Raw genomic sequence first — 18,005 nt, forward strand, 5'->3', positions numbered from 1 at the left:
ATCCGCTGACAACCCGGTGACGCAGTGGCGACACTTTGGTGACGGGCCAGAAGGGGCATTGGGTTCAAATTTCCGGGGATCAGTTATTTGCGATACATTTCAGAGTCTTGAAAAAATAACATCACAACCCAAGCGGCCCCGCCGCCCAATCGGGCAGCGCCTTTCCGCTGACCAGAAGCCCGGCAAGGCGGCCCAGTTCGTCTGAATTCTTCGCCCCCCGGCCACAGCCTGCGACAGCGGTAAAGACCCGGTCCGACAGCGCCCCGATGGCCGGAAGATCACTGGGCATGTAGGTGGTCACGCAGGGCAGGGTTCTGGTCGCAGTGACATTCAGACCGGGCATGATCTGCGCCATCAGCCCCTTCAGATAGCGTGCCACCCCCGCGTCCCCGTCTGAACGGAACCATTCGGTCATATCCGCGACTTCCAAAGGCATATCCGCCGGATCCCCGCCCAGCTTCACGTACAGCCTGCCATCGGGGTAGCGCAGCGGCGGCAGCAGGTAAAAGTCCTCTCCCCCGCGCCAGAGGCTGATGAGGGTGGGCAAAGGGCCAAGGCGCGCGACCTCGGCCTCGGTCACCTCGAACAGGACCACGGTGCGGCCCATAGTGGTCAGAGGCAGCGCGGCACCCGTCAGGGCGCGGGTAAAACCCCCCGTGGCGATCAGGGCGCGGTCGGCTTCAAACGGGGCGCCGTCGCGCAGGGCGATCCGCGTGGCCTGCGCGGTCTCATCCACGCCTATCACCACGTCGCGGATCAGGGTCGCCCCATGGGACCGGGCGGCAATGATCTGGGCGCGCACCATTTCGCGCGGGTCGATCATGCCGGCAAGGCTCGGCTCATGAAAGCCGGTGAACCCCTCGGGGCAGGCATAGGCAGGAAAGCGGGCGCCCATCTCGGCCGTGTCCAGAACGGAACAGGGCAGCGCGTCGCGGGTCAGCACCGCCCGGCACCTGGCGGTATCGGGATGTTCGCCGGGGGCGGTCATCAGGGACCCGACTTCGCTGAAGAACGGCACGCCGGTCTCGGCCTCGAGCCCGCGATAACGCGCGATGGAGGCGCGCGAAGCGCGGCTCCAGAACGGGCTGGGGTCCATCTGCCGGGTGATGCGGCCACTGTCGTAATGGCTGGCGAATGGCCCGTCATGGGCGATGCGGTCAGCGGGTTCCGCCGCCCCGACCAGCGTGACGCGATGGCCCGCCAGGGCGAGGTGGCGGGCAGCGGCGGCCCCGATCATTCCGGCACCGATCACGGCGATATGCATGGGGCAGTCCTGTCTTGCGTTCCCGAGGTTGCCGCCACGGTCGCGCCCCGGCAAGCGGAAGGCAAGAGCCCCTGCGCCACATGCAAAAGGCCCGGAGGGGATACCTCCGGGCCTTCACTGATGTCTGCTGCGCCCGGATCCGGGCAGCGGCGACCCGGATCAATCATCTTCGTCGTCTTCCGGCGCGTCGTTGGGCAGATTGAAGAAGCTGTCCGCATCGACCAGCGTGGACTTGTTGTCTTCTTCTTCCTCGTCGTCCTCGGACAGCGAGAAGGTTTCCAGCCCTTCGATGGCCGTGGGAATGCGCGGCTCGGTGTCCATCGACAGGCTCTGGTTGGTCGACAGAAGCTTGCGACGTTCGTCGTCGGTCATCGCGGTGCCATCGGCGGCCTTCTTGGCGGCGGCTTTCTGCACGGCCGAATCAAGCTCGCTCTGCTTGCACAGGCCAAGAGCCACGGGGTCGATGGGCTGCATGTTCGAGATGTTCCAGTGGGTCCGTTCGCGGATCGACTGGATCGTCGGCTTGGTGGTGCCGACCAGCTTGGCGATCTGGCCGTCGGTCAGTTCAGGGTGGAACTTGACCAGCCAGAGGATCGCGTTGGGACGGTCCTGACGCTTGGACAGCGGGGTGTAGCGCGGGCCACGACGCTTTTCCTCGCCCACGGCAGAGGGGTTGAATTTCAACGCCAGCCGGTGGAACGCATCGGCTTCGGCCTTTTCGATGTCGCCTTGCGTCAGCTGGTTGTTGGCCACGGGGTCGAAACCCTTCACGCCGGCAGCCACGTCGCCATCGGCGATGCCCTGGACTTCCAGTTCGTGCATGCCGGTGAAATCGGCGATCTGCTTGAAGGTGATTGTCGTGTTATCCACCAGCCAGACGGCGGTGGCCTTGGCCATCAGTGGTTTGCCGGTCATGTCTCTCAACTCCTGAACGTCATATCTTTCCCGCTGCCTGGCCGGGGGGCCGAGGCGGCATCGGCGGGGCGATGCAGGCTACCGTTGTCGGGGAACTTGAGCGCTATATAGTCAAGTCGTGCCGAAAATGGAAGAGACGAATGCCAAAGCTCCTTGCCTGCCTGATCCTGAGCCTTTTCGCCCTGCCGCTGCGCGCGCAGGACCGGCCCGGGCAGTTCGACTACTACCTTGCCGCCTTCAGCTGGTCACCGGGGTATTGCGAGGCAACCGGCGGAGAGTCCGAGCAATGCGCGCCCGGCGCGGACTACGCCTGGATCCTGCACGGGCTCTGGCCGCAGTACGAACGGGGCTACCCCCGCGACTGCCCCAGCACCGTCGCCGCGCCCTCGCGCCGCCAGACCGCCGAGATGGCGGACATCATGGGCACGGCCGGGCTGGCCTTTCACGAATGGCGGACCCACGGCACCTGCAGCGGGCTGAGCGCGCGCGCCTATTTCGACCTGTCCCGCAAGGCCTTCGAGGCGATCCGCCTGCCCGCCTTCCCAGAGGAGGCGACCGAGGACCTGCGCCTGCGCCCCGCGCGGATCGGCGCCGCACTGGAGGCACTGAACCCCGCGATCCCGTCGGACGGCTACGTGCTGCGTTGCGAAGACGGGCGCCTGCGCGAGGTACGCATCTGCCTTGACCGCGACGACCTGTCCCCCCGCCCCTGCGGCGCGGATCTGCGCAGCTCCTGCGGGGGCGGGGCGGTGACCTGGGACGTGCAGGACTAGCCCCCGACCTTCAGCACGATCTTGCCCATGTGGCCGGAACTTTCCATGCGGGTATGGGCCGCGCCGACCTCTTCCAGCGGGAATTCATTGTCGATCACCGGCAGGCAGCGCCCCGCCGACAGCAGCGGCCAAACATGGGTGCGCAGGTCCTCGGCGATCTCGGCCTTGGCCTGGTCGGACTGCGCCCGCAGGGTCGATCCCGTGACCGTCAGCCGCTTCATCATCACCTGGGCAAAGTTGACCTCGGCCTTGGGGCCACCGAGGAAGGCGATCATCACCAGCCGCCCGTCGGGTTTCAGCAGGCGGATGTTGCGCGGGATGTAATCGCCGCCCACCATGTCCAGCACCACATCGGCGCCGCCTGCGGATTTCAGCACCTCGACGAAATCCTCGGAGCGGTAGTTGATCGCCCGCTCGGCGCCCAAGCTTTCGCAGAAGGCGCATTTGTCGGGCGTCCCGGCCGTGGTGAAAACCCGCGCGCCGAAGGCCGTGGCCAGCTGGATCGCTGTCGAACCGATGCCAGAGGAGCCGCCATGTACAAGAAGGACCTCGCCGCCCTGCAGGGCAGCGCGGCGGAAGACATTGGACCAGACGGTGAAATAGGTCTCGGGCAGGCAGGCGGCACTGCGCATGTCCATGCCCTCCGGGACCGGCAGACAATGGGCATGGGGCGTCGTGACCTCTTCGGCGTAGCCGCCACCGGGGAGCAAGGCGCAAACGCGTTGGCCAAGCGCCTCGGCGGGAACACCTTGCCCAAGGGCGGTGATCTCGCCCGAGGCTTCGAGCCCCGGCAGATCGCTGGCGCCGGGGGGCGGGTCATAGGCCCCTGCCCTTTGCAGCGCGTCGGGGCGGTTGACGCCCGCATAGGCGATACGGATGCGGACTTCGCCCGGACCGGGCTGCGGCAGGGGGCGGTCGGTCGGGGTCAGGACCTCGGGACCACCGGGGCGCGAGATTTCCATGGCACGCATGAAGGGCTCCTTCGGGATTTTGGCGGCTGCGGGACGGGACGATTCAGCCGGTATGGCCCGGCAGATCGCTGGCCGATCCGGGGCGGCGGATTCGCGACAGCAGCGCCAACGGCCCGCGGCCAAGCGCCTGACCCAGCGGGCTGGCCGCAATCCGCGACTTGGTCTTTTCGACCTGCATCACATTTGCGATGCGGCGGGCGATGAAATCCCGTGTGGCCTGACTGTCCAGCGAATCATCCCCGAGCCAGAACAACACGCAGGAGGAATAGACCCCCGACAACATCATCCGCTTGGTGTACCAGTTCACGTCATCCGAGGTATCGCCAAGGGCCGTCCAGATCGCATCGGCACTGTCCCAGACCGCCCTCGCGCCATCGGCCGTATGAAGCGGCAGCGCAAACAGCGCAGCCCCCCGACGGACCAGTTCCCGATCGGCAATGGCAAGGCGGATCTCGATCACGCGAGCGACCTTTTCGCTGTAGCGCAGGTCGGACAGGTCCTCTGCCTCAAGCTGACGGACCATTTCCGCGTCGCCCCGGCGGTGATAGGCCAGCGCCAGATCCACCGCACCACGGGGGTAAAGCGCCCGCGCGAGATCGGGCGACACATCCGCATCCCGCGCAGCAGCGCGCAGGGTGGCCTCGCTCCAGCCATCAAAGGGGACATGGGTCAGGGCGGCGTCCAGCAGTCGTTCGGCATCGCTGGTCCGGCCCGCCTCGGGCTGAACATTTGGGTCGCTATCAATCATATTGCGCTCCTTCTGAAACGGGCGGCTATCGCACCCTGATCCGGCCGCAGAGGCAGCCGGCTATACTGGACATGTAGGGCCAACCTTGCTATAGGGCCAGCTCCTGCAATTTCATGCAACTCAAACTAGGAAGGTGGTGACAACCACATGCAGGTTAGTGTTCGCGACAACAATGTCGATCAGGCGCTCCGTGCCCTGAAGAAAAAGCTGCAGCGCGAAGGCGTTTTCCGCGAAATGAAGCTCAAGCAACATTTCGAGAAGCCGTCCGAGAAGAAAGCGCGCGAGAAGGCCGAAGCGATTCGCCGTGCCCGTAAGCTGGCGCGCAAGAAAGCGCAACGCGAAGGACTTCTCTGAACTTTTTGTTCAGACGAACCTAAAAAAGATGACCCCCCGCGGCCTGGCCTCGGGGGTTTGTCGTTTTTGTGCAAACGCGCAACGTGCCACCGGCCAAAGGCCTTAGGTCACAGGCGCCGGACACCCCCCCGTCCCCCCCCCCAAAGATCCTGAGCCCTCGTGTCGCAAACCGGCGATTCAAGCCGGATCTGACGCGTGGGAATCGCCGGGAAATGTAACAGTTACTTGAAAAGTGAACGGTCCGGTCTAGATAATCGGTTTGGGCGGCGCACCTCACGTCTCGGTCGTCGCCTCTCCAACCACCTGAATTTCGGACAATCCATGATGAGCCTATCTCGCTTTACCACCTCAGGCGCCCTTGCCCTGCTGGTGATTGCCAACCTGATCGCGATCCCGGTCGCCCTGATAAACCCCGATGTCTTTTCCAGTCGGATTGCTCAGGAAGACGGCCTGATCGAATATCTGACCGCGATCTTCCTTTTCGCCGCCGCCCTCGTTCTGGCCCTGCGCGGGGTTCAGCTTTTGCGGCTGCGCCACCATATACGGGCCGGGCTGACCTGGCTCTATGCGCTGCTTTACACTTTCGTCGCCGGCGAAGAGATCTCCTGGGGGCAGCGGATCTTTGGCTGGCAGTCGAGCGACTTCTTCGTTGCCAACAACCAGCAAGCGGAAACCAATTTGCACAATCTGGTCATCGGGCAAGAGCAGCTTGCCTCGACCCTGTTCGGGAATTGGCTGACCCCGGTGCTGCTGATGTATCTCGTGGTGTTGCCGCTGCTCTATCCGCGTGCCGCCTGGGTGCGTCGGACCGCAGCAAGCCTTGCCGTGCCCGTGCCGCGCGCCATGCACGCCTGGCTGGCAATCGGGGCCTCGCTGGTCATGGTGGCGATCACCGGCGTCTACCGTCAGTACGAGCTTTACGAGTATTCCTTCAGCCTGATTTCCCTGCTGATCTTCGTCCGCCCCCAGAACCCCGGTCTCTACGGCCGTGCCGCCCCCGAAGCGCGGGCCTGGTTCGGCGAGCAGGTCAGACCAGCCGAATAGTCGAGGCGACCGGGTCACCGGTGCCGCCACGGTCTTTTGCAGGCAGGTTGGATCACGGGCAGGGGCTGTCGGCCTTCCCCTTTACGGCCGTCCCTTTCAGGGGGCGGCCGTTTCATGTGACATCAGACCGGCAGCGCCGTCGTCTTGAAAACCGTCCGCAGCGCGAAAGAGCTTTGCATCCTCTGGACGCCCGGCAGCCGCGCCAGACTTTGGCGGTGGATGCGGGCGAAATCTTCTGAGCTTTCGGCGATGACCTTCAGCAGGTAATCCGCCGTGCCCGCCATCAGGTGGCATTCCAGAACTTCGGGCACCCGCGCCACGGCGGTTTCAAAGGCCTCCAGCAGGTCGTCGGCCTGACCGGATAGCCCGATCTCTACAAAGACGGTGGTTGCCAACTGCATCTTGCGGGCATCCAGAAGGGCGACATAGTCACGAATATACCCTTCCTTCTCGAGGCTCTGAACCCGGCGATGGCAGGCTGATTGCGACAAGCCGACCCGGTCCGCCAGTTCGGCATTGGACATACGCCCGGTTTTTTGCAGCGCGCGCAAAATGGCACGGTCCATCGTGTCGAGGGGCATCATGCCTCTTTCAAAATCACTGTTCTTTCGCAGATTATCCCGATCCAGGGAAGATTGGCGAGGGATTCCTCCTGTAGACGCCGGATTTGCACCAAGTTTCCGCCTCCCGGCAGATCTGGCCCAAAGTTTGGCAGGGCAGGACGTTCCGCATCACCGCCTGCCAGTTCAAGGTCGAGCGCGACGACGCACAAGGTATCCTTGGCCTCGGCTGGCTATGTCCGGGAAAGATCCAACAAAAGGGACCGGTGGTCCCCGACGACGCCCCGATCTCCCGGAAATCGACCGCGGCAAGTCCCGAAATCCGGCAACTGTGTTCCTTTCCCAGACCGAACGGGGTGAAGATCTCAGCCACGCTGGAGGAGATCGGGCTCTATTCCGACGCCCACCAGGTGAAAGGATATGCACGCGCCAGGGTGAACTTGCGCTCGCGAAGCCCGGCAGACCTGACCGGATTGGGGATACTTCGACGTGGGGCGGGGGCTCTGCCCCCACGCCCGAAGACCGCTCGACGCGGTCTTCGGGCGTTTCCCCGGGATATTTGGAACAGGGAAACGATCAGGGCAGCGCTTTCGGGCACGCCCTCCCAAGGTGTCAGCCGCGGAGGGTGCCGCCGGTGGCCTTTTCGACCTTTTCGACGATCCTCGCACAAATGGCTTCGATTTCCTTTTCCTTCAGGGTCGCGTCTTTCGGCTGGATGCGAACAGCGAAGGCGAGGCTTTTCTTGCCCTCCCCGAGAGAGGCGCCGGTGAATTCATCGAAGATGCGGACGTCTTCGATCATGGTCTTGTCCGCACCGGAAGCGGCGTTGACCAGGGTCAGCGCATCGACCGAAGTGTCGACGATGAAGGCGAAGTCCCGCTCGATCGCCTGCAGATCGTTGAGGATCAAGGCGCCCTTGGAGGTGGAGGCGGCGCGGGGCAGCGGGATGTCTTCGGGCCAGAGAGTGAAGCCGACCGCCGGACCCTTGACGCCCATCTGTTGCAGCACCTTGGGATGAATTTCACCGAAGACGGCCAGCATCTTTTTCGGCCCCAGGCAGATACGGCCATGGCGACCTGGATGCCACCAGGGGGCGCCGTCGCGCAGGACCTGGACCTTGGCCGGGGCGCCGAGGGCGCTCAGCAGCGCCTCGACATCGGATCTGGCGTCATAAAGATCAACCGACCGCGCCGATGCATGGACGTCCTTGGGGCTGGTGGCACCGACCAGTAGACCCGCGACCTGAAGGTGCTGTTCGCCCGGCTCACCGCCGGTCCAGACCGCGCCGACTTCGAACAGGGCAAGGTCCTGCTGGCCGCGTGCCTGGTTACGGGCCGCCGCCTGCAGCAGGCCGGCCAGAAGATCGGGACGCATATGGCTCATTTCCGACGAGATCGGGTTTCCGACCATGGTCGCATCCGTGCCGCCACCAAAGAGGGCCGCCGAGGTCTTGTCGATGAAGCTGTAGGTCACGCATTCGCTGTAGCCAAGCGCGGCGGCCGTGCGGCGGGCCGTCTGTTCGCGCTTTTGCAGCGGGGTCAGGATGGGCTTCGGCACGCCGGGGGCGATGCGCGGCAGGGGCTTGGGTTCCAGGTTGGACAACGAGGCGATGCGCGCGACCTCTTCCACCAGGTCCGCTTCGCCCAGCACGTCAGGCCGCCAGGAGGGAACCTGCGCCATATCGCCATCCATGACGAAGCCGAGCCGTTCGAGGGTCGCGCGCTGGTCATCCGCCGGGATTTCCATACCGACGAGCGAGGAGCAGCGATCCGTGTCGAGGCGATAGGCCCGCGCAACATCCGGGACTTCTCCGGCCACCACGGCCTCGGACACGCTGCCGCCGCAAAGCTCCACGATCAGGGCGCAGGCGCGGTCGAGCCCTTCCATGTTGAAACCGGGATCAATGCCGCGTTCATTGCGATAGCGCGCATCGGAATTGATCTTCAGCGCCCGCCCGCCATGCGCGATCGAGATATGATCCCAGACGGCGGCTTCGACGAAGACATCGACAGTGGTTTCGTTGCAGCCCGAGGCCTCTCCGCCCATGATGCCGCCGATGGATTCGACGCCGTTGTCATCCGAGATGATCAGCGCGCCCTCGGGCATGGCATAGGTCTTTTCGTCCAGCGCCAGCAGTTCCTCGCCGCCCTTGGCGCGGCTGATCTTCAGACCGCCCGCGACCTTCCCCGCGTCGAAGACGTGCAGGGGGCGGTTCAGGTCGTAGGTAAAAAGGTTGGTCACGTCGACCAGCGCGGAAATCGGGCGTAGGCCGATGGCCGTCAGCTTCTGTTGCAGCCAGGCCGGGCTGGGGCCGTTCTTCACGCCCTTGATCAGGCGCCCGGCGAAGACCAGGCAGCCGTCCGCCGCGTTGTCCTCGATGGTGACGGGGATCGGGCAGGCGCCCGCCTCGGTCAGCTTGTAATCGGGCATCGGGCGCAGGGTGCCGAGGCCCCGCGCCGCCAGGTCCCGCGCCACGCCGCGCACGCCAAGCGCATCGGGGCGGTTCGGCGTGATCGCGATCTCGATCATCGGGTCGACGGTTTCAGGGCGGTTCTGCGCCAGCCAATCCGCGAAATCCTGCCCCACCTCGCCGGTGGGCAGTTCGATGATGCCGTTGTGCTCGTCCGAAAGCTCGAGCTCTTTCTCGGACGCCATCATGCCGTGGCTTTCGACGCCGCGGATCTTGCCGACGGAGATCGTGATGTCCAGGCCGGGAATATACATGCCCGGCTTCGCCAGAACCACGGTGATGCCGGCCCGCGCATTGGGCGCGCCGCAGACGATCTGGGTGAGGCCCGCATCGGTCTCAACCTTGCAGACCCGCAGGCGGTCGGCATCGGGATGCTGCTCGGCCTCGGTGATTTTGGCGATGGTAAAGCCCTTCAGCTTGGCCGTGGGGTCCGTTACCTCTTCGACCTCGAGGCCGATATCGGTGAGGGCCTCCAGGATCGCGTCCAGCGAAGCGGTGGTGTCGAGATGTTCCTTGAGCCAGGAAAGGGTGAATTTCATCGGTCTGATCCTTATGCGCCGGGTGCGCGTCGGTTATTCGGATAACGTATTGGCGGCCTGATCGGAACCCGCGAAGACCGCAAGAAGACGCATCGGGCCAGCACCGGTGTTTTCACCTTCGTGAACAGAGCCGAAGGCCTCGATCACCGCATCGCCCGCCCGATAGGTCTTCTTGCCGTCAGCGCCGTAATCCACCGTAATCTCGCCTTCAAGGATATAGGCGAACAGCGGCGCGTCGTGGTGATGCAACCCCGTGGTCTGCCCGGGCTGCATCGAGACGATGGCCGCAGTGATCTTTGCCACCCCTTCGGGATAGGCAAAGGGCTGGCCGATCACGGTTTGCGAGCTTGAGACCAGCACGTCCAGCGGTGGGTAGTCGTCAGCACCCGCCGGTCCGGCGAACGCCGAGACTGTCAGTGCCGCGATGCATAGGGCCTTCATCGTCATCTGCGTTCCTTCGGTGGTGGACAAGCCTAGCGGTCAAGCCGCGCGGCCAGGTCCTCGTCATCTCCGAGTCGGTAGAGCTTGACCTCCCGGACCAGCCGGATCGTCGGCTTGGCGGCAAAGAGGAAAGATCCGAAAAGGAAAAACCAGGTGCCTGCGATCATCAGGCTTTCATAGAAGAAAAACACCGATCCGACGATGAAAAACGCCGCAGCGAGGAAATCGACCAGCGTGTAGAGGATCTCGAACTGCGCGTAGAGCCTTTTGCTGTGTTCGGATTTCTGTCGGGCTTCGTGGCGGAAGAGTTTTGAAAGCATGCGGGAGAATCCTTTTGCGGGGGAGGCTGGACAGGTTGGCGAAGTATAGTCCCCTGCTGCCTGGCGGCCAGTATTTCGCGCAGGTTGGGAAGCATGGAATTGCTCGTGGAACGGTTGCCAAACTGCCAAGCCGTGTCGCGAAGCGGCACGGCCAGCCACCGACCGCCCCCATGGGCGGGGGCTGACCACGATGTAAACAATGCTTCCTACAGCGACCTGCCAAAACCGATTTCAACTTAAGTACACTTAAGGCTTGCGTGGCGCTCCAAATCGAGGCAGTATCCTTAAGTGGCCTTAAGAAACTTAAGTGGCTCGCGGCCAGACACCACAAAGGAAGACACCATGAACAGTATTACGATCAAAATTGACCTCGCTCTCCACAAGTTTATAGAAGCAAAGCGTTGCTCCTTCGAACAATCGCCCTGTGAAATCATAAAGAAAGAGCTTGGGTTAGCAGACACTAGTGAGACAGAAAGCAATCTTACAAAGCCTATGCAGCCGATCAAAGGAAGCAACTCTTCAAGGCAGAAGTTCAGCATCGCTTTTGGAGACGCGACAGTCAGCGCCGGAAGCCTCAAGGAATGCTACTTCCAGGCACTGAAGCGAATGCGCGAGGCTAATCCCGACTTTCTAGACGAACTTTCGGCCGTAAAATACTCACGTCGCAGGATCGTCGCGAAATCTCCTGAAGCCCTCTACGACGGAGACGGACTTGCGCATTTCGGCCTCGAACTCGGAGACGGGTACTTCTACGATTCGAACCTGTCCCGTCAACAGGTGGAAAGCCGCCTTGGCCATTGCTCCGAAATTCTCGGCGTGCCGGTCGTCTTGACCTAAAACTTATGACCGGGGGCGGGGGTCAAACCCCGCCCCGGATCGTCGGCACCTGCAAGGCGCTGAACCCGTAGTGCCGCAGCCACCGCAGGTCTGAATCAAAGAAGGCGCGCAGATCCGGGATGCCGTATTTCAGCATCGCGATCCGGTCGATCCCCATGCCGAAGGCAAAGCCCTGCCATTCGTTCGGGTCGACTCCGCCCGACTTCAGCACATGCGGGTGCACCATGCCGGAGCCTAGCACCTCGAGCCAGTCGTCGCCCTCTCCCACCACGACCGTGCCGTCCTTCCAGGAACACTGGATGTCGACTTCGGCCGAAGGCTCGGTGAAGGGGAAGTGCGAGGCGCGGAAGCGGGTTTTGACCTTGGTGCCGAAATAGGCCGAGAAGAACTCCTCGAGCACCCATTTCAGGTTCGCCATTGAGATGTCGCGGTCGATGGCAAGGCCTTCGATCTGGTGGAACATCGGCGTGTGGGTCTGGTCGTAGTCGGCGCGATAGACGCGGCCCGGCGCGATGATGCGGATCGGCGCGCCCTGTTCCTGCATCGAGCGGATCTGCACCGGGCTGGTATGGGTGCGCAGCACATGCGGCGGGCGGTCGTCGCCTTCCGCACGGTGCATGTAGAAAGTGTCCATCTCGGCCCGCGCGGGGTGGTGGCCGGGGATGTTGAGCGCATCGAAATTGTACCAGTCGGTTTCGACCTGCGGCCCCTCGGCAACGGCAAAGCCCATGTCGGCGAAGATGGCGGTGCATTCTTCCCAGACCTGGCTGACCGGGTGGATCGTGCCCTGGCGTGTCGCCCGGCTGGGCAGCGTCACGTCCAGCCATTCGGTCCGCAGGCGTTCGTCCAGCGCGGCATCCGACAGGGCGGCCTTCTTGGCAGCCAGTGCCGAGTTGATCTCGTCCTTGAGGGCATTCAGCGCGGGGCCGGCCTGCTGACGTTCTTCCTGGGTCATCTTGCCCAGCTCGCGCATCTTCAGGCTGATCTCGCCCTTCTTGCCAACCGCCTGCAGCCGCAGCTGTTCCAGGGTGGCTTCATCGCCCGCCCCGGCAATCGCGCCAAGGTATTTTGCCTTCAGATCGTCCATCGCCGCCTCCGTTCGCAGACGGCGTTGGGGTTACCACAAGGGTCCCGGATTGCAAGGATCATGGACCGGGTGGCTCCGCGCGTCAGGCCGCATCGCGTGGCCTCAGGCGACGGTCGAGCATCATCCGCTCAAGCAGCACGCGGGTGGTTTCTGCTCCGGCAGAGACATCGGTGGCAATCGCATCCGCATCTTCGGCATGGCGCGCCATTTGCTGGGCCTCGGCGGCCACGGTCATGACAATGATATCGACCTCTGTCACCGCTTTGTGCTGATCGGTACCGGCGCGGGCCAGGGCGCAATTGACCTCGTAGCTTTGTTCGGCGGTTTCGGCGATACGGCCCAACTGTTCGCGGGTGGCGGACACCAGAGAGGCCCCGGCGGAGACCTGGTCCCTGACCGTTTCGGCCCGCGCCCGGATCAGTTGCAATGCCTCACGGGTGCGGCCCGCGAGGGCGCGGACCTCTTCCGCGACCAGCTTGAACCCCGACCCTGCAGAGCCGCCATTTCGGGCCGCTTCGACCGCCGCATTCAGCGCCAGAAGATTGGTTTGGCGCGCGATGTCCTCGATCAGGTCGACAGAGCCGTTGATCTCCTGTGTGGCCTCTTCGGCGGACAGGATGTTTTCATGACTGCGCTCGGCCGTCGAAAGCCCTTCGCGGGCGTTGCCCTGGGTCTTGCGGCTTTGCTCGGCGGCTTCCTCGGCCAGGCTCTTGCCGTCCCGCGACAGGGCGCGCAGCTCTTGCAACAGGCTCTCGGCCTGCTGCATCTTGGCAGCCAGATCCTGCACCCCGCTGCGGATGCCGGCAGAGGCAGAGGACCCATCGGCCCCAAGCCGCGCATTGTCTTCCGCCGCCTCGCGGACCTGCACGAGGGTCTGGGACAGCCGGGCCGAGCTTTGATTGAGGCATTCCTGGATCTCGGCATAGCGGCCGCTGTAATCCCCCAGCATACGCGCCGCCAGATCGCCCGCGGCCATGCGGGTCAAGGCATCGTGCAATTCCGTCACGACCTTGTCCGAATGCGCGCCAAGCCGGTTCAACCCGGAACAGATCCGCGCGATCTGACCCGACTGGCCTTCCAGGCCGATCACGGCATCGAAACGCCCTTCGATCCCGGCCTCCACCGCGCAATCCACGCCTGAAACCGCCTGCGCCATCTGCTGCGCCATGGCTTCGAAGTCTTCCTGAAGACTGCCGAGCACGCCTTCATAGCGTCTCAGCATCACATGACGCCCTTCCCCGGACAGCAGATCCGCAAGGGCCGCCGACATATCCTCCAACCCGTAGGTTGCGGCCCGGGACAGGTCATTTATCCGCTCCGACAGACGCCGCAACACGCCATCCTTGCCATCCAGCGGGACCTGGGCGGCGAAATCGCCGGCTTCGAAACGGTCGAGGACCTGCCCGACCTCGGAGGCCAGCAAATCCGCGATCGCCTCGTCCTGCGCCGCTTTCCGGCGGGCCTGTTCAGCCTCGGCGTCCTGCAGTCGCTGCGTATCCAGGGCGTCCAGGAGGAAATTGAAATCCATGGCAAGCTCAAAGGCTTCATCCCCTTGATCGACCTCGATCCTCAGGTCCGGCCGGCCGGGCTCGACGACCATGGCGCGGACCGCTTCCTGCACGCGTGTCAGCCCCAGCGAAGCGCCGTGTTCCGAAACGTTCAACCCGTCGCGTTCAAAGGCTTGCGAGACCCGCAGCCCGCCGCCCGGGTGGTCGTCGCTGCGGGAGCACAATGTCACCAAGCCAAGCACCAGGAAAGTCAGACCGAAGGCCCAGACGAAGACTACGCCGACCCCAAGCGCCTGGATGCCAAGCTGCCCAAGGACGGACCCTGCCGGCAGGGCCGCGGGGTCACCAAGCAGGGCCAGCGACAGGGTGCCGAAAGCCCCCGCCGCCCCATGGACCGCAATCGCCCCCAAGGGGTCATCCAGTTTGCAGACATGTTCCATGAAACGCGCAAAGAAGAAGGCCACTGTGGCCGCCCCGATGCCGGTCAGCGCAGCGCCACCGCCATCCAACAGATCGCAGCCCGCTGTCACCCCGACCAAACCGGCCAACGCTCCGTTCACCGCAGCCTCGGGGCGGAAAAGGCCATCCAGACTGCGCCCTAGGATCATTCCGGAAACGCCCCCCGTCGCGCCCGAGATCATTGTGGCCATGATGATTCCCGAAAAGGCACCGGTCCCGGCGGTGGTCGACCCGCCGTTGAAACCGATCCAACCGACCCAGAGGATCACGCAGCCCGCAGTTGCCAGAACCGGCGAATGCCCGTGCAGCACCCGCGGGCGCCCGTTTTCATCGAACCTGCCGAAGCGCGGGCCGATCAGGATCACCGCCGCCAGGGCCGCCCAGGCACCGACGGAATGAACCACGGTCGAGCCGGCGAAATCCAGGAACCCCAGCCGCGCCAGCCAGGGATCGCCGCCGCCCGACAACAGACCGCCCCAGACCCAATGCCCGGCCACCGGGTAGATCAACAAGGTAATCAGCAGGGTGATCGCGATATAGCCGAACATCGACATGCGTTCCGCAACCGCGCCGGAAACGATGGTCGCGGCTGTACCGCAGAACACCACCTGAAAGGTGAAGAAGGTCATCGACCATTGATCGCCGGTCCCGAACCAAAGCATGTCTGGCGACCAGCCGAACCAGCCCCCCTGCGAGGTGCCGAACATCACGCAAAAGCCGAAGGCGCCATAGCAAACTGTCGACAGGATGAAGTCGATCAGGTTCTTCTGCGCCACGTTCACGGAATTCTTGGACCGCACCTGCCCGGCCTCAAGCAGCAGGAACCCGGCCTGCATAAAGAAGACCAGCCCCGCCGCGGTCATGGTCCAGACGTGGTCGAGATTGCTTTGCAGAGCGAATTGATCGGCCGCCGGCACAGGCAGTGGCAGGATGTACAGGCCAATCGCGAGGAAAGCGATGCGTTTCATGAAAGGTCCCGGATTGCGCAGGCCCCAGACCTAGGGACGAAGCGCTAACGGGTCGTAAAGACAATGAAAAAAACCCCGCCGAATGGGCGGGGTTTTAACTATTTCAGCGACACATCGGAAGGCCTGCCTGCGAAGGGGCCGGGCCTTGCGCTGTATCGGATCAGGCCGCCAGAGCGCCCTTGGCCTTGTCGACGATGGCACCGAAAGCATCGGGCTCGTTCACGGCCAGATCAGCCAGGACCTTGCGGTCCACTTCGATACCGGCCAGCGTCAGACCGTTGATGAAGCGCGAGTAGGTCAGCGCTTCGTCGTGCGAACGGACGGCCGCGTTGATCCGCTGGATCCACAGGGCGCGGAAGTTGCGCTTGCGGTTCTTGCGGTCACGGGTCGCATACTGGTTGGCTTTGTCGACAGCCTGACGGGCAACCTTGAAGGTGCTCTTGCGACGGCCGTAATAGCCTTTCGCTGCGTCGAGGACTTTCTTGTGACGGGCGTGGGTTGTGGTTCCACCTTTAACGCGGGACATGTGCTGATCTCCTTAGCGTGCGTAGGGCATCATCGGCTTGATGATTTGCTCATCAGCCTTGGACAGCGTGGTTGTCCCACGGGCATTGCGGATGAACTTGGTGCTCCGCTTGATCATGCCGTGGCGCTTACCGGCCTGGCCGGCGAGGATACGACCGGTGGCAGTAACCTTGAACCGCTTCTTGCAGCTCGACTTTGTCTTCATCTTGGGCATTTTCGTCTCCTGTCTTTAGAGAATCGACGCGACTCGGCATGCCTCTTTCGCCGGACGCGCAACAGAAAGGCGCGTATAGGCGGGGCGTGAGGATTTGGCAAGCCCCCGGTGCAGGGAAAGACGTGGTTTCGCGGCCATGGGGCGGACGCGGAATGCCAAGCGGGGCGGGCCGTTTCTAAAAGCTGTGCCAGACCGCGCCGAAGACGCGATAAGTCGTCTCGGGGAAATTGCGCAGGGCATAGATCTGAGGATCAAGATACCAGACCCAGCCCATCGCCGCGACTCCGATTGCCAGCATCAGCGACATCGGCAGCAGCGGCCGGCGGTCGGCCAGGGCGGTCACCAGCCCCGGAACAGCGAAGAAGATCACCGCAGCGCCCCCGACGTAGATCGCATCATAGATCGTATCGTGCAGCATGAAATTTTCGGGGCTCGTATTCTGCGACCGACAAATCGGGGCGCCGGGCCGGATCAGACCCGCCCGGCGCCCCCTGTCCGGTCAATCCGGATCGGCGGCAAAGATCAGGCGTTCATCGCAGGGCGCGACGCGCAGGATGTTCGTGGTGCCGGACTGGTTGAATGGCACCCCGGCAGTGACGACGATCTGGTCATCCTCGGTCGCCAGCCCGGTGACACGGGCGCAGCGCGCGGCATTGACGACGGCCTGCTTGAAGCGGTGCAATTCGCCGGTCATGTGGCAATTGCAGCCCCAGACCAGGGTCAGCTTGCGGGCCGTGCCACGCAGGTGGGTCAGCGCCAGGATCGGCACCTTGGGCCGTTCGCGGGCCACCAGCAACGCAGTCGTGCCATGCTGGGTAAAGCAGCAGATCGCCTTGATGTTCGTGGTCTCGGCGATTTCGCGTGCCGCGGCGACGATCCCGTCGGCAATCGTGCCACGCCCGGTGGTGGTGCGCCGCTGCGCTTCCATCACCTCGGCATACAGCGGATCGCCCTCGACCGACCGCGCCACGTTGTCCATCGTCGCGACCGCTTCGATCGGGTACTGGCCGGCGGCGCTTTCGGCGGAAAGCATCACCGCATCGGTGCCCTCGTAGATGGCGGCAGCCACGTCCGAGACTTCGGCCCGTGTCGGGACCGGGCTTTCGATCATCGATTCCAGCATCTGGGTGGCGACGATGACCGGCTTGGCCGCCGCACGGGCCTTGCGGATCAGGCGTTTCTGGATCGGCGGCACCGCGTGGACGGGCAGTTCGACGCCGAGATCACCCCGCGCCACCATGATCCCGTCCGAAACCGCCAGGATCTCCTCGTAGGCGGTGACAGCGGCGGGCTTTTCGATCTTGGCCAGAACAGCGGCGCGACCATCGGCCAGGCGCCGGGCCTCGTGCATGTCCTCGGGGCGCTGCACGAAGGACAGCGCCAGCCAGTCGACCCCCAGCTGGCAGACGAATTCCAGATCCTTGCGGTCCTTCTCCGACAGCGCCGCCAGCGGCAGCACCACGTCGGGCACGTTCACGCCCTTCCGGTTCGAGATCCGGCCACCGACGATCACTTCGCAGTCCGCGAAATCCTCGCCGCAATCGGTGACCTTCAAACGGATCTTGCCGTCGTTGACCAGCAGGCTGGAACCCGGCTCGAGCGCCGCGAATATCTCGGGGTGGGGCAGGTTCACGCGGGACACATCGCCCGGCGCGTCGTCAAGATCGAGCCGGAAGGCCGCGCCCTCGGCCAGATCTTCGCCATCCTCGTTGCGGAAGGTCCCTACCCGCAGCTTCGGCCCCTGAAGGTCGGCGAGGATGCCGATGGTCCCGTCGACGTCGCGTTCGATCTGACGAATGATCCGGTGGCGTTCGCGGATCTCGTCATGGCTGCCGTGGGACATGTTCAGCCGGAACACATCCGCCCCCGCTTCATGCAGCGCGCGGATCGTCTCGTAATCCGAGGAGGAGGGCCCCAGAGTGGCGACGATTTTGGTATTGCGCTTGCGTATCATATAAGGTCTTCCCCTGCTATCTGGCCCGATCGGGCTGGATGTTAGCGTTCACAT

General features: G+C 63.9%; 18 protein-coding genes. 4 read left to right on the top strand and 14 right to left on the bottom strand.

What is annotated here, in order from left to right:
• Positions 1–121 precede the first annotated feature (121 nt).
• Both PSAL_RS11940 and PSAL_RS11945 read right to left on the bottom strand, forming a co-directional pair.
• The gene (locus tag PSAL_RS11940; RefSeq protein ID WP_119838459.1) at positions 122–1,264 is read right to left on the bottom strand and encodes an NAD(P)/FAD-dependent oxidoreductase; all 1,143 of its coding nucleotides are present in this window, start codon (positions 1,262–1,264) and stop codon (positions 122–124) included.
• Positions 1,265–1,423: 159 nt separating this feature from the next.
• Positions 1,424–2,179: a DUF1013 domain-containing protein gene (locus PSAL_RS11945; RefSeq protein ID WP_119838460.1), complete on the bottom strand. Its 756-nt coding sequence runs from the start codon at positions 2,177–2,179 to the stop codon at positions 1,424–1,426.
• A gap of 140 nt (positions 2,180–2,319) precedes the next feature.
• Here PSAL_RS11945 and PSAL_RS11950 point away from each other — a divergent pair, with 140 nt between their 5' ends.
• Positions 2,320–2,952 carry a ribonuclease T2 family protein gene (locus PSAL_RS11950; protein ID WP_119838461.1) on the top strand — a complete coding sequence of 211 codons (633 nt, stop codon included), beginning with the start codon at positions 2,320–2,322 and terminating at the stop codon, positions 2,950–2,952.
• Here the strand turns inward: PSAL_RS11950 and PSAL_RS11955 are convergent.
• Both PSAL_RS11955 and PSAL_RS11960 read right to left on the bottom strand, forming a co-directional pair.
• On the bottom strand, positions 2,949–3,923 hold the full coding sequence (locus PSAL_RS11955) for an NAD(P)H-quinone oxidoreductase (RefSeq protein ID WP_119838462.1): 975 nt from the start codon (positions 3,921–3,923) through the stop codon (positions 2,949–2,951). The genes PSAL_RS11950 and PSAL_RS11955 overlap by 4 nt on opposite strands.
• A gap of 43 nt (positions 3,924–3,966) precedes the next feature.
• Positions 3,967–4,671 (bottom strand): COQ9 family protein, encoded by a 705-nt coding sequence (locus tag PSAL_RS11960; protein WP_119838463.1) that lies wholly within the window; start codon positions 4,669–4,671, stop codon positions 3,967–3,969.
• A 147-nt stretch (positions 4,672–4,818) separates the two neighbouring features.
• On the opposite strand from PSAL_RS11960, the gene rpsU reads away from it, so the two are divergent.
• On the top strand, positions 4,819–5,025 hold the full coding sequence (rpsU, locus tag PSAL_RS11965; RefSeq protein ID WP_005614280.1) for a 30S ribosomal protein S21: 207 nt from the start codon (positions 4,819–4,821) through the stop codon (positions 5,023–5,025).
• A gap of 321 nt (positions 5,026–5,346) precedes the next feature.
• Positions 5,347–6,069 carry a hypothetical protein gene (locus PSAL_RS11970; RefSeq protein ID WP_119838464.1) on the top strand — a complete coding sequence of 241 codons (723 nt, stop codon included), beginning with the start codon at positions 5,347–5,349 and terminating at the stop codon, positions 6,067–6,069.
• Positions 6,070–6,191: 122 nt separating this feature from the next.
• Here PSAL_RS11970 and PSAL_RS11975 read toward each other — a convergent pair whose 3' ends face one another.
• From PSAL_RS11975 to PSAL_RS11990, 4 genes are all read right to left on the bottom strand, one after another.
• A complete protein-coding gene (locus PSAL_RS11975) occupies positions 6,192–6,650 on the bottom strand; it encodes an Lrp/AsnC family transcriptional regulator (RefSeq protein WP_119838465.1) in 459 nt (152 codons plus the stop codon).
• 591 nt (positions 6,651–7,241) lie between these two features.
• A complete protein-coding gene (gene pheT / locus PSAL_RS11980) occupies positions 7,242–9,638 on the bottom strand; it encodes a phenylalanine--tRNA ligase subunit beta (protein ID WP_119838466.1) in 2,397 nt (798 codons plus the stop codon).
• A gap of 33 nt (positions 9,639–9,671) precedes the next feature.
• Positions 9,672–10,085: a cupin domain-containing protein gene (locus PSAL_RS11985; RefSeq protein ID WP_119838467.1), complete on the bottom strand. Its 414-nt coding sequence runs from the start codon at positions 10,083–10,085 to the stop codon at positions 9,672–9,674.
• 26 nt (positions 10,086–10,111) lie between these two features.
• Positions 10,112–10,399, bottom strand: coding sequence for a YrhK family protein (locus PSAL_RS11990; RefSeq protein WP_119838468.1), 288 nt, complete (start codon positions 10,397–10,399; stop codon positions 10,112–10,114).
• A 342-nt stretch (positions 10,400–10,741) separates the two neighbouring features.
• Between PSAL_RS11990 and PSAL_RS11995 the strand changes: the two genes are divergently transcribed.
• Entirely contained in the window at positions 10,742–11,236 is a 495-nt protein-coding gene (locus PSAL_RS11995; RefSeq protein WP_119838469.1) for a hypothetical protein, read from the top strand.
• A 22-nt stretch (positions 11,237–11,258) separates the two neighbouring features.
• On the opposite strand, the gene pheS is transcribed toward PSAL_RS11995, so the two are convergent.
• The 6 genes from pheS to pyk form a co-directional block, all read right to left on the bottom strand.
• Positions 11,259–12,323, bottom strand: coding sequence for a phenylalanine--tRNA ligase subunit alpha (pheS, locus tag PSAL_RS12000; RefSeq protein ID WP_119838470.1), 1,065 nt, complete (start codon positions 12,321–12,323; stop codon positions 11,259–11,261).
• Positions 12,324–12,405: 82 nt separating this feature from the next.
• Positions 12,406–15,258 carry a methyl-accepting chemotaxis protein gene (locus PSAL_RS12005; protein WP_119838471.1) on the bottom strand — a complete coding sequence of 951 codons (2,853 nt, stop codon included), beginning with the start codon at positions 15,256–15,258 and terminating at the stop codon, positions 12,406–12,408.
• A 160-nt stretch (positions 15,259–15,418) separates the two neighbouring features.
• On the bottom strand, positions 15,419–15,784 hold the full coding sequence (gene rplT / locus PSAL_RS12010) for a 50S ribosomal protein L20 (protein WP_119838472.1): 366 nt from the start codon (positions 15,782–15,784) through the stop codon (positions 15,419–15,421).
• Positions 15,785–15,796: 12 nt separating this feature from the next.
• Positions 15,797–15,997, bottom strand: coding sequence for a 50S ribosomal protein L35 (rpmI, locus tag PSAL_RS12015; RefSeq protein ID WP_119838473.1), 201 nt, complete (start codon positions 15,995–15,997; stop codon positions 15,797–15,799).
• Between the two features lie 175 nt (positions 15,998–16,172).
• The gene (locus PSAL_RS12020) at positions 16,173–16,415 is read right to left on the bottom strand and encodes a hypothetical protein (protein ID WP_119838474.1); all 243 of its coding nucleotides are present in this window, start codon (positions 16,413–16,415) and stop codon (positions 16,173–16,175) included.
• 81 nt (positions 16,416–16,496) lie between these two features.
• A complete protein-coding gene (gene pyk / locus PSAL_RS12025) occupies positions 16,497–17,951 on the bottom strand; it encodes a pyruvate kinase (protein ID WP_119838475.1) in 1,455 nt (484 codons plus the stop codon).
• Positions 17,952–18,005: the final 54 nt, after the last annotated feature.

It is taken from the genome of Pseudooceanicola algae (assembly GCF_003590145.2).
Classification (GTDB): Bacteria; Pseudomonadota; Alphaproteobacteria; order Rhodobacterales; family Rhodobacteraceae; genus Pseudooceanicola; species Pseudooceanicola algae.

Excerpts from the sequence above, each read along its gene's own strand:
- PSAL_RS11970 (WP_119838464.1), top strand. The coding sequence starts at position 5,347 with ATGATGAGCCTATCTCGCTTTACCACCTCAGGCGCCCTTGCCCTGCTG.
- PSAL_RS11940 (WP_119838459.1), bottom strand. The coding sequence starts at position 1,264 with ATGCATATCGCCGTGATCGGTGCCGGAATGATCGGGGCCGCCGCTGCC.
- PSAL_RS12020 (WP_119838474.1), bottom strand. The coding sequence starts at position 16,415 with ATGCTGCACGATACGATCTATGATGCGATCTACGTCGGGGGCGCTGCG.
- rpsU (WP_005614280.1), top strand. The coding sequence starts at position 4,819 with ATGCAGGTTAGTGTTCGCGACAACAATGTCGATCAGGCGCTCCGTGCC.
- rplT (WP_119838472.1), bottom strand. The coding sequence starts at position 15,784 with ATGTCCCGCGTTAAAGGTGGAACCACAACCCACGCCCGTCACAAGAAA.
- pyk (WP_119838475.1), bottom strand. The coding sequence starts at position 17,951 with ATGATACGCAAGCGCAATACCAAAATCGTCGCCACTCTGGGGCCCTCC.
- pheS (WP_119838470.1), bottom strand. The coding sequence starts at position 12,323 with ATGGACGATCTGAAGGCAAAATACCTTGGCGCGATTGCCGGGGCGGGC.
- PSAL_RS11955 (WP_119838462.1), bottom strand. The coding sequence starts at position 3,923 with ATGCGTGCCATGGAAATCTCGCGCCCCGGTGGTCCCGAGGTCCTGACC.
- PSAL_RS11985 (WP_119838467.1), bottom strand. The coding sequence starts at position 10,085 with ATGACGATGAAGGCCCTATGCATCGCGGCACTGACAGTCTCGGCGTTC.
- PSAL_RS11975 (WP_119838465.1), bottom strand. The coding sequence starts at position 6,650 with ATGCCCCTCGACACGATGGACCGTGCCATTTTGCGCGCGCTGCAAAAA.
- pheT (WP_119838466.1), bottom strand. The coding sequence starts at position 9,638 with ATGAAATTCACCCTTTCCTGGCTCAAGGAACATCTCGACACCACCGCT.
- PSAL_RS11950 (WP_119838461.1), top strand. The coding sequence starts at position 2,320 with ATGCCAAAGCTCCTTGCCTGCCTGATCCTGAGCCTTTTCGCCCTGCCG.
- PSAL_RS11995 (WP_119838469.1), top strand. The coding sequence starts at position 10,742 with ATGAACAGTATTACGATCAAAATTGACCTCGCTCTCCACAAGTTTATA.
- PSAL_RS12005 (WP_119838471.1), bottom strand. The coding sequence starts at position 15,258 with ATGAAACGCATCGCTTTCCTCGCGATTGGCCTGTACATCCTGCCACTG.
- PSAL_RS11990 (WP_119838468.1), bottom strand. The coding sequence starts at position 10,399 with ATGCTTTCAAAACTCTTCCGCCACGAAGCCCGACAGAAATCCGAACAC.
- PSAL_RS11960 (WP_119838463.1), bottom strand. The coding sequence starts at position 4,671 with ATGATTGATAGCGACCCAAATGTTCAGCCCGAGGCGGGCCGGACCAGC.
- rpmI (WP_119838473.1), bottom strand. The coding sequence starts at position 15,997 with ATGCCCAAGATGAAGACAAAGTCGAGCTGCAAGAAGCGGTTCAAGGTT.
- PSAL_RS11945 (WP_119838460.1), bottom strand. The coding sequence starts at position 2,179 with ATGACCGGCAAACCACTGATGGCCAAGGCCACCGCCGTCTGGCTGGTG.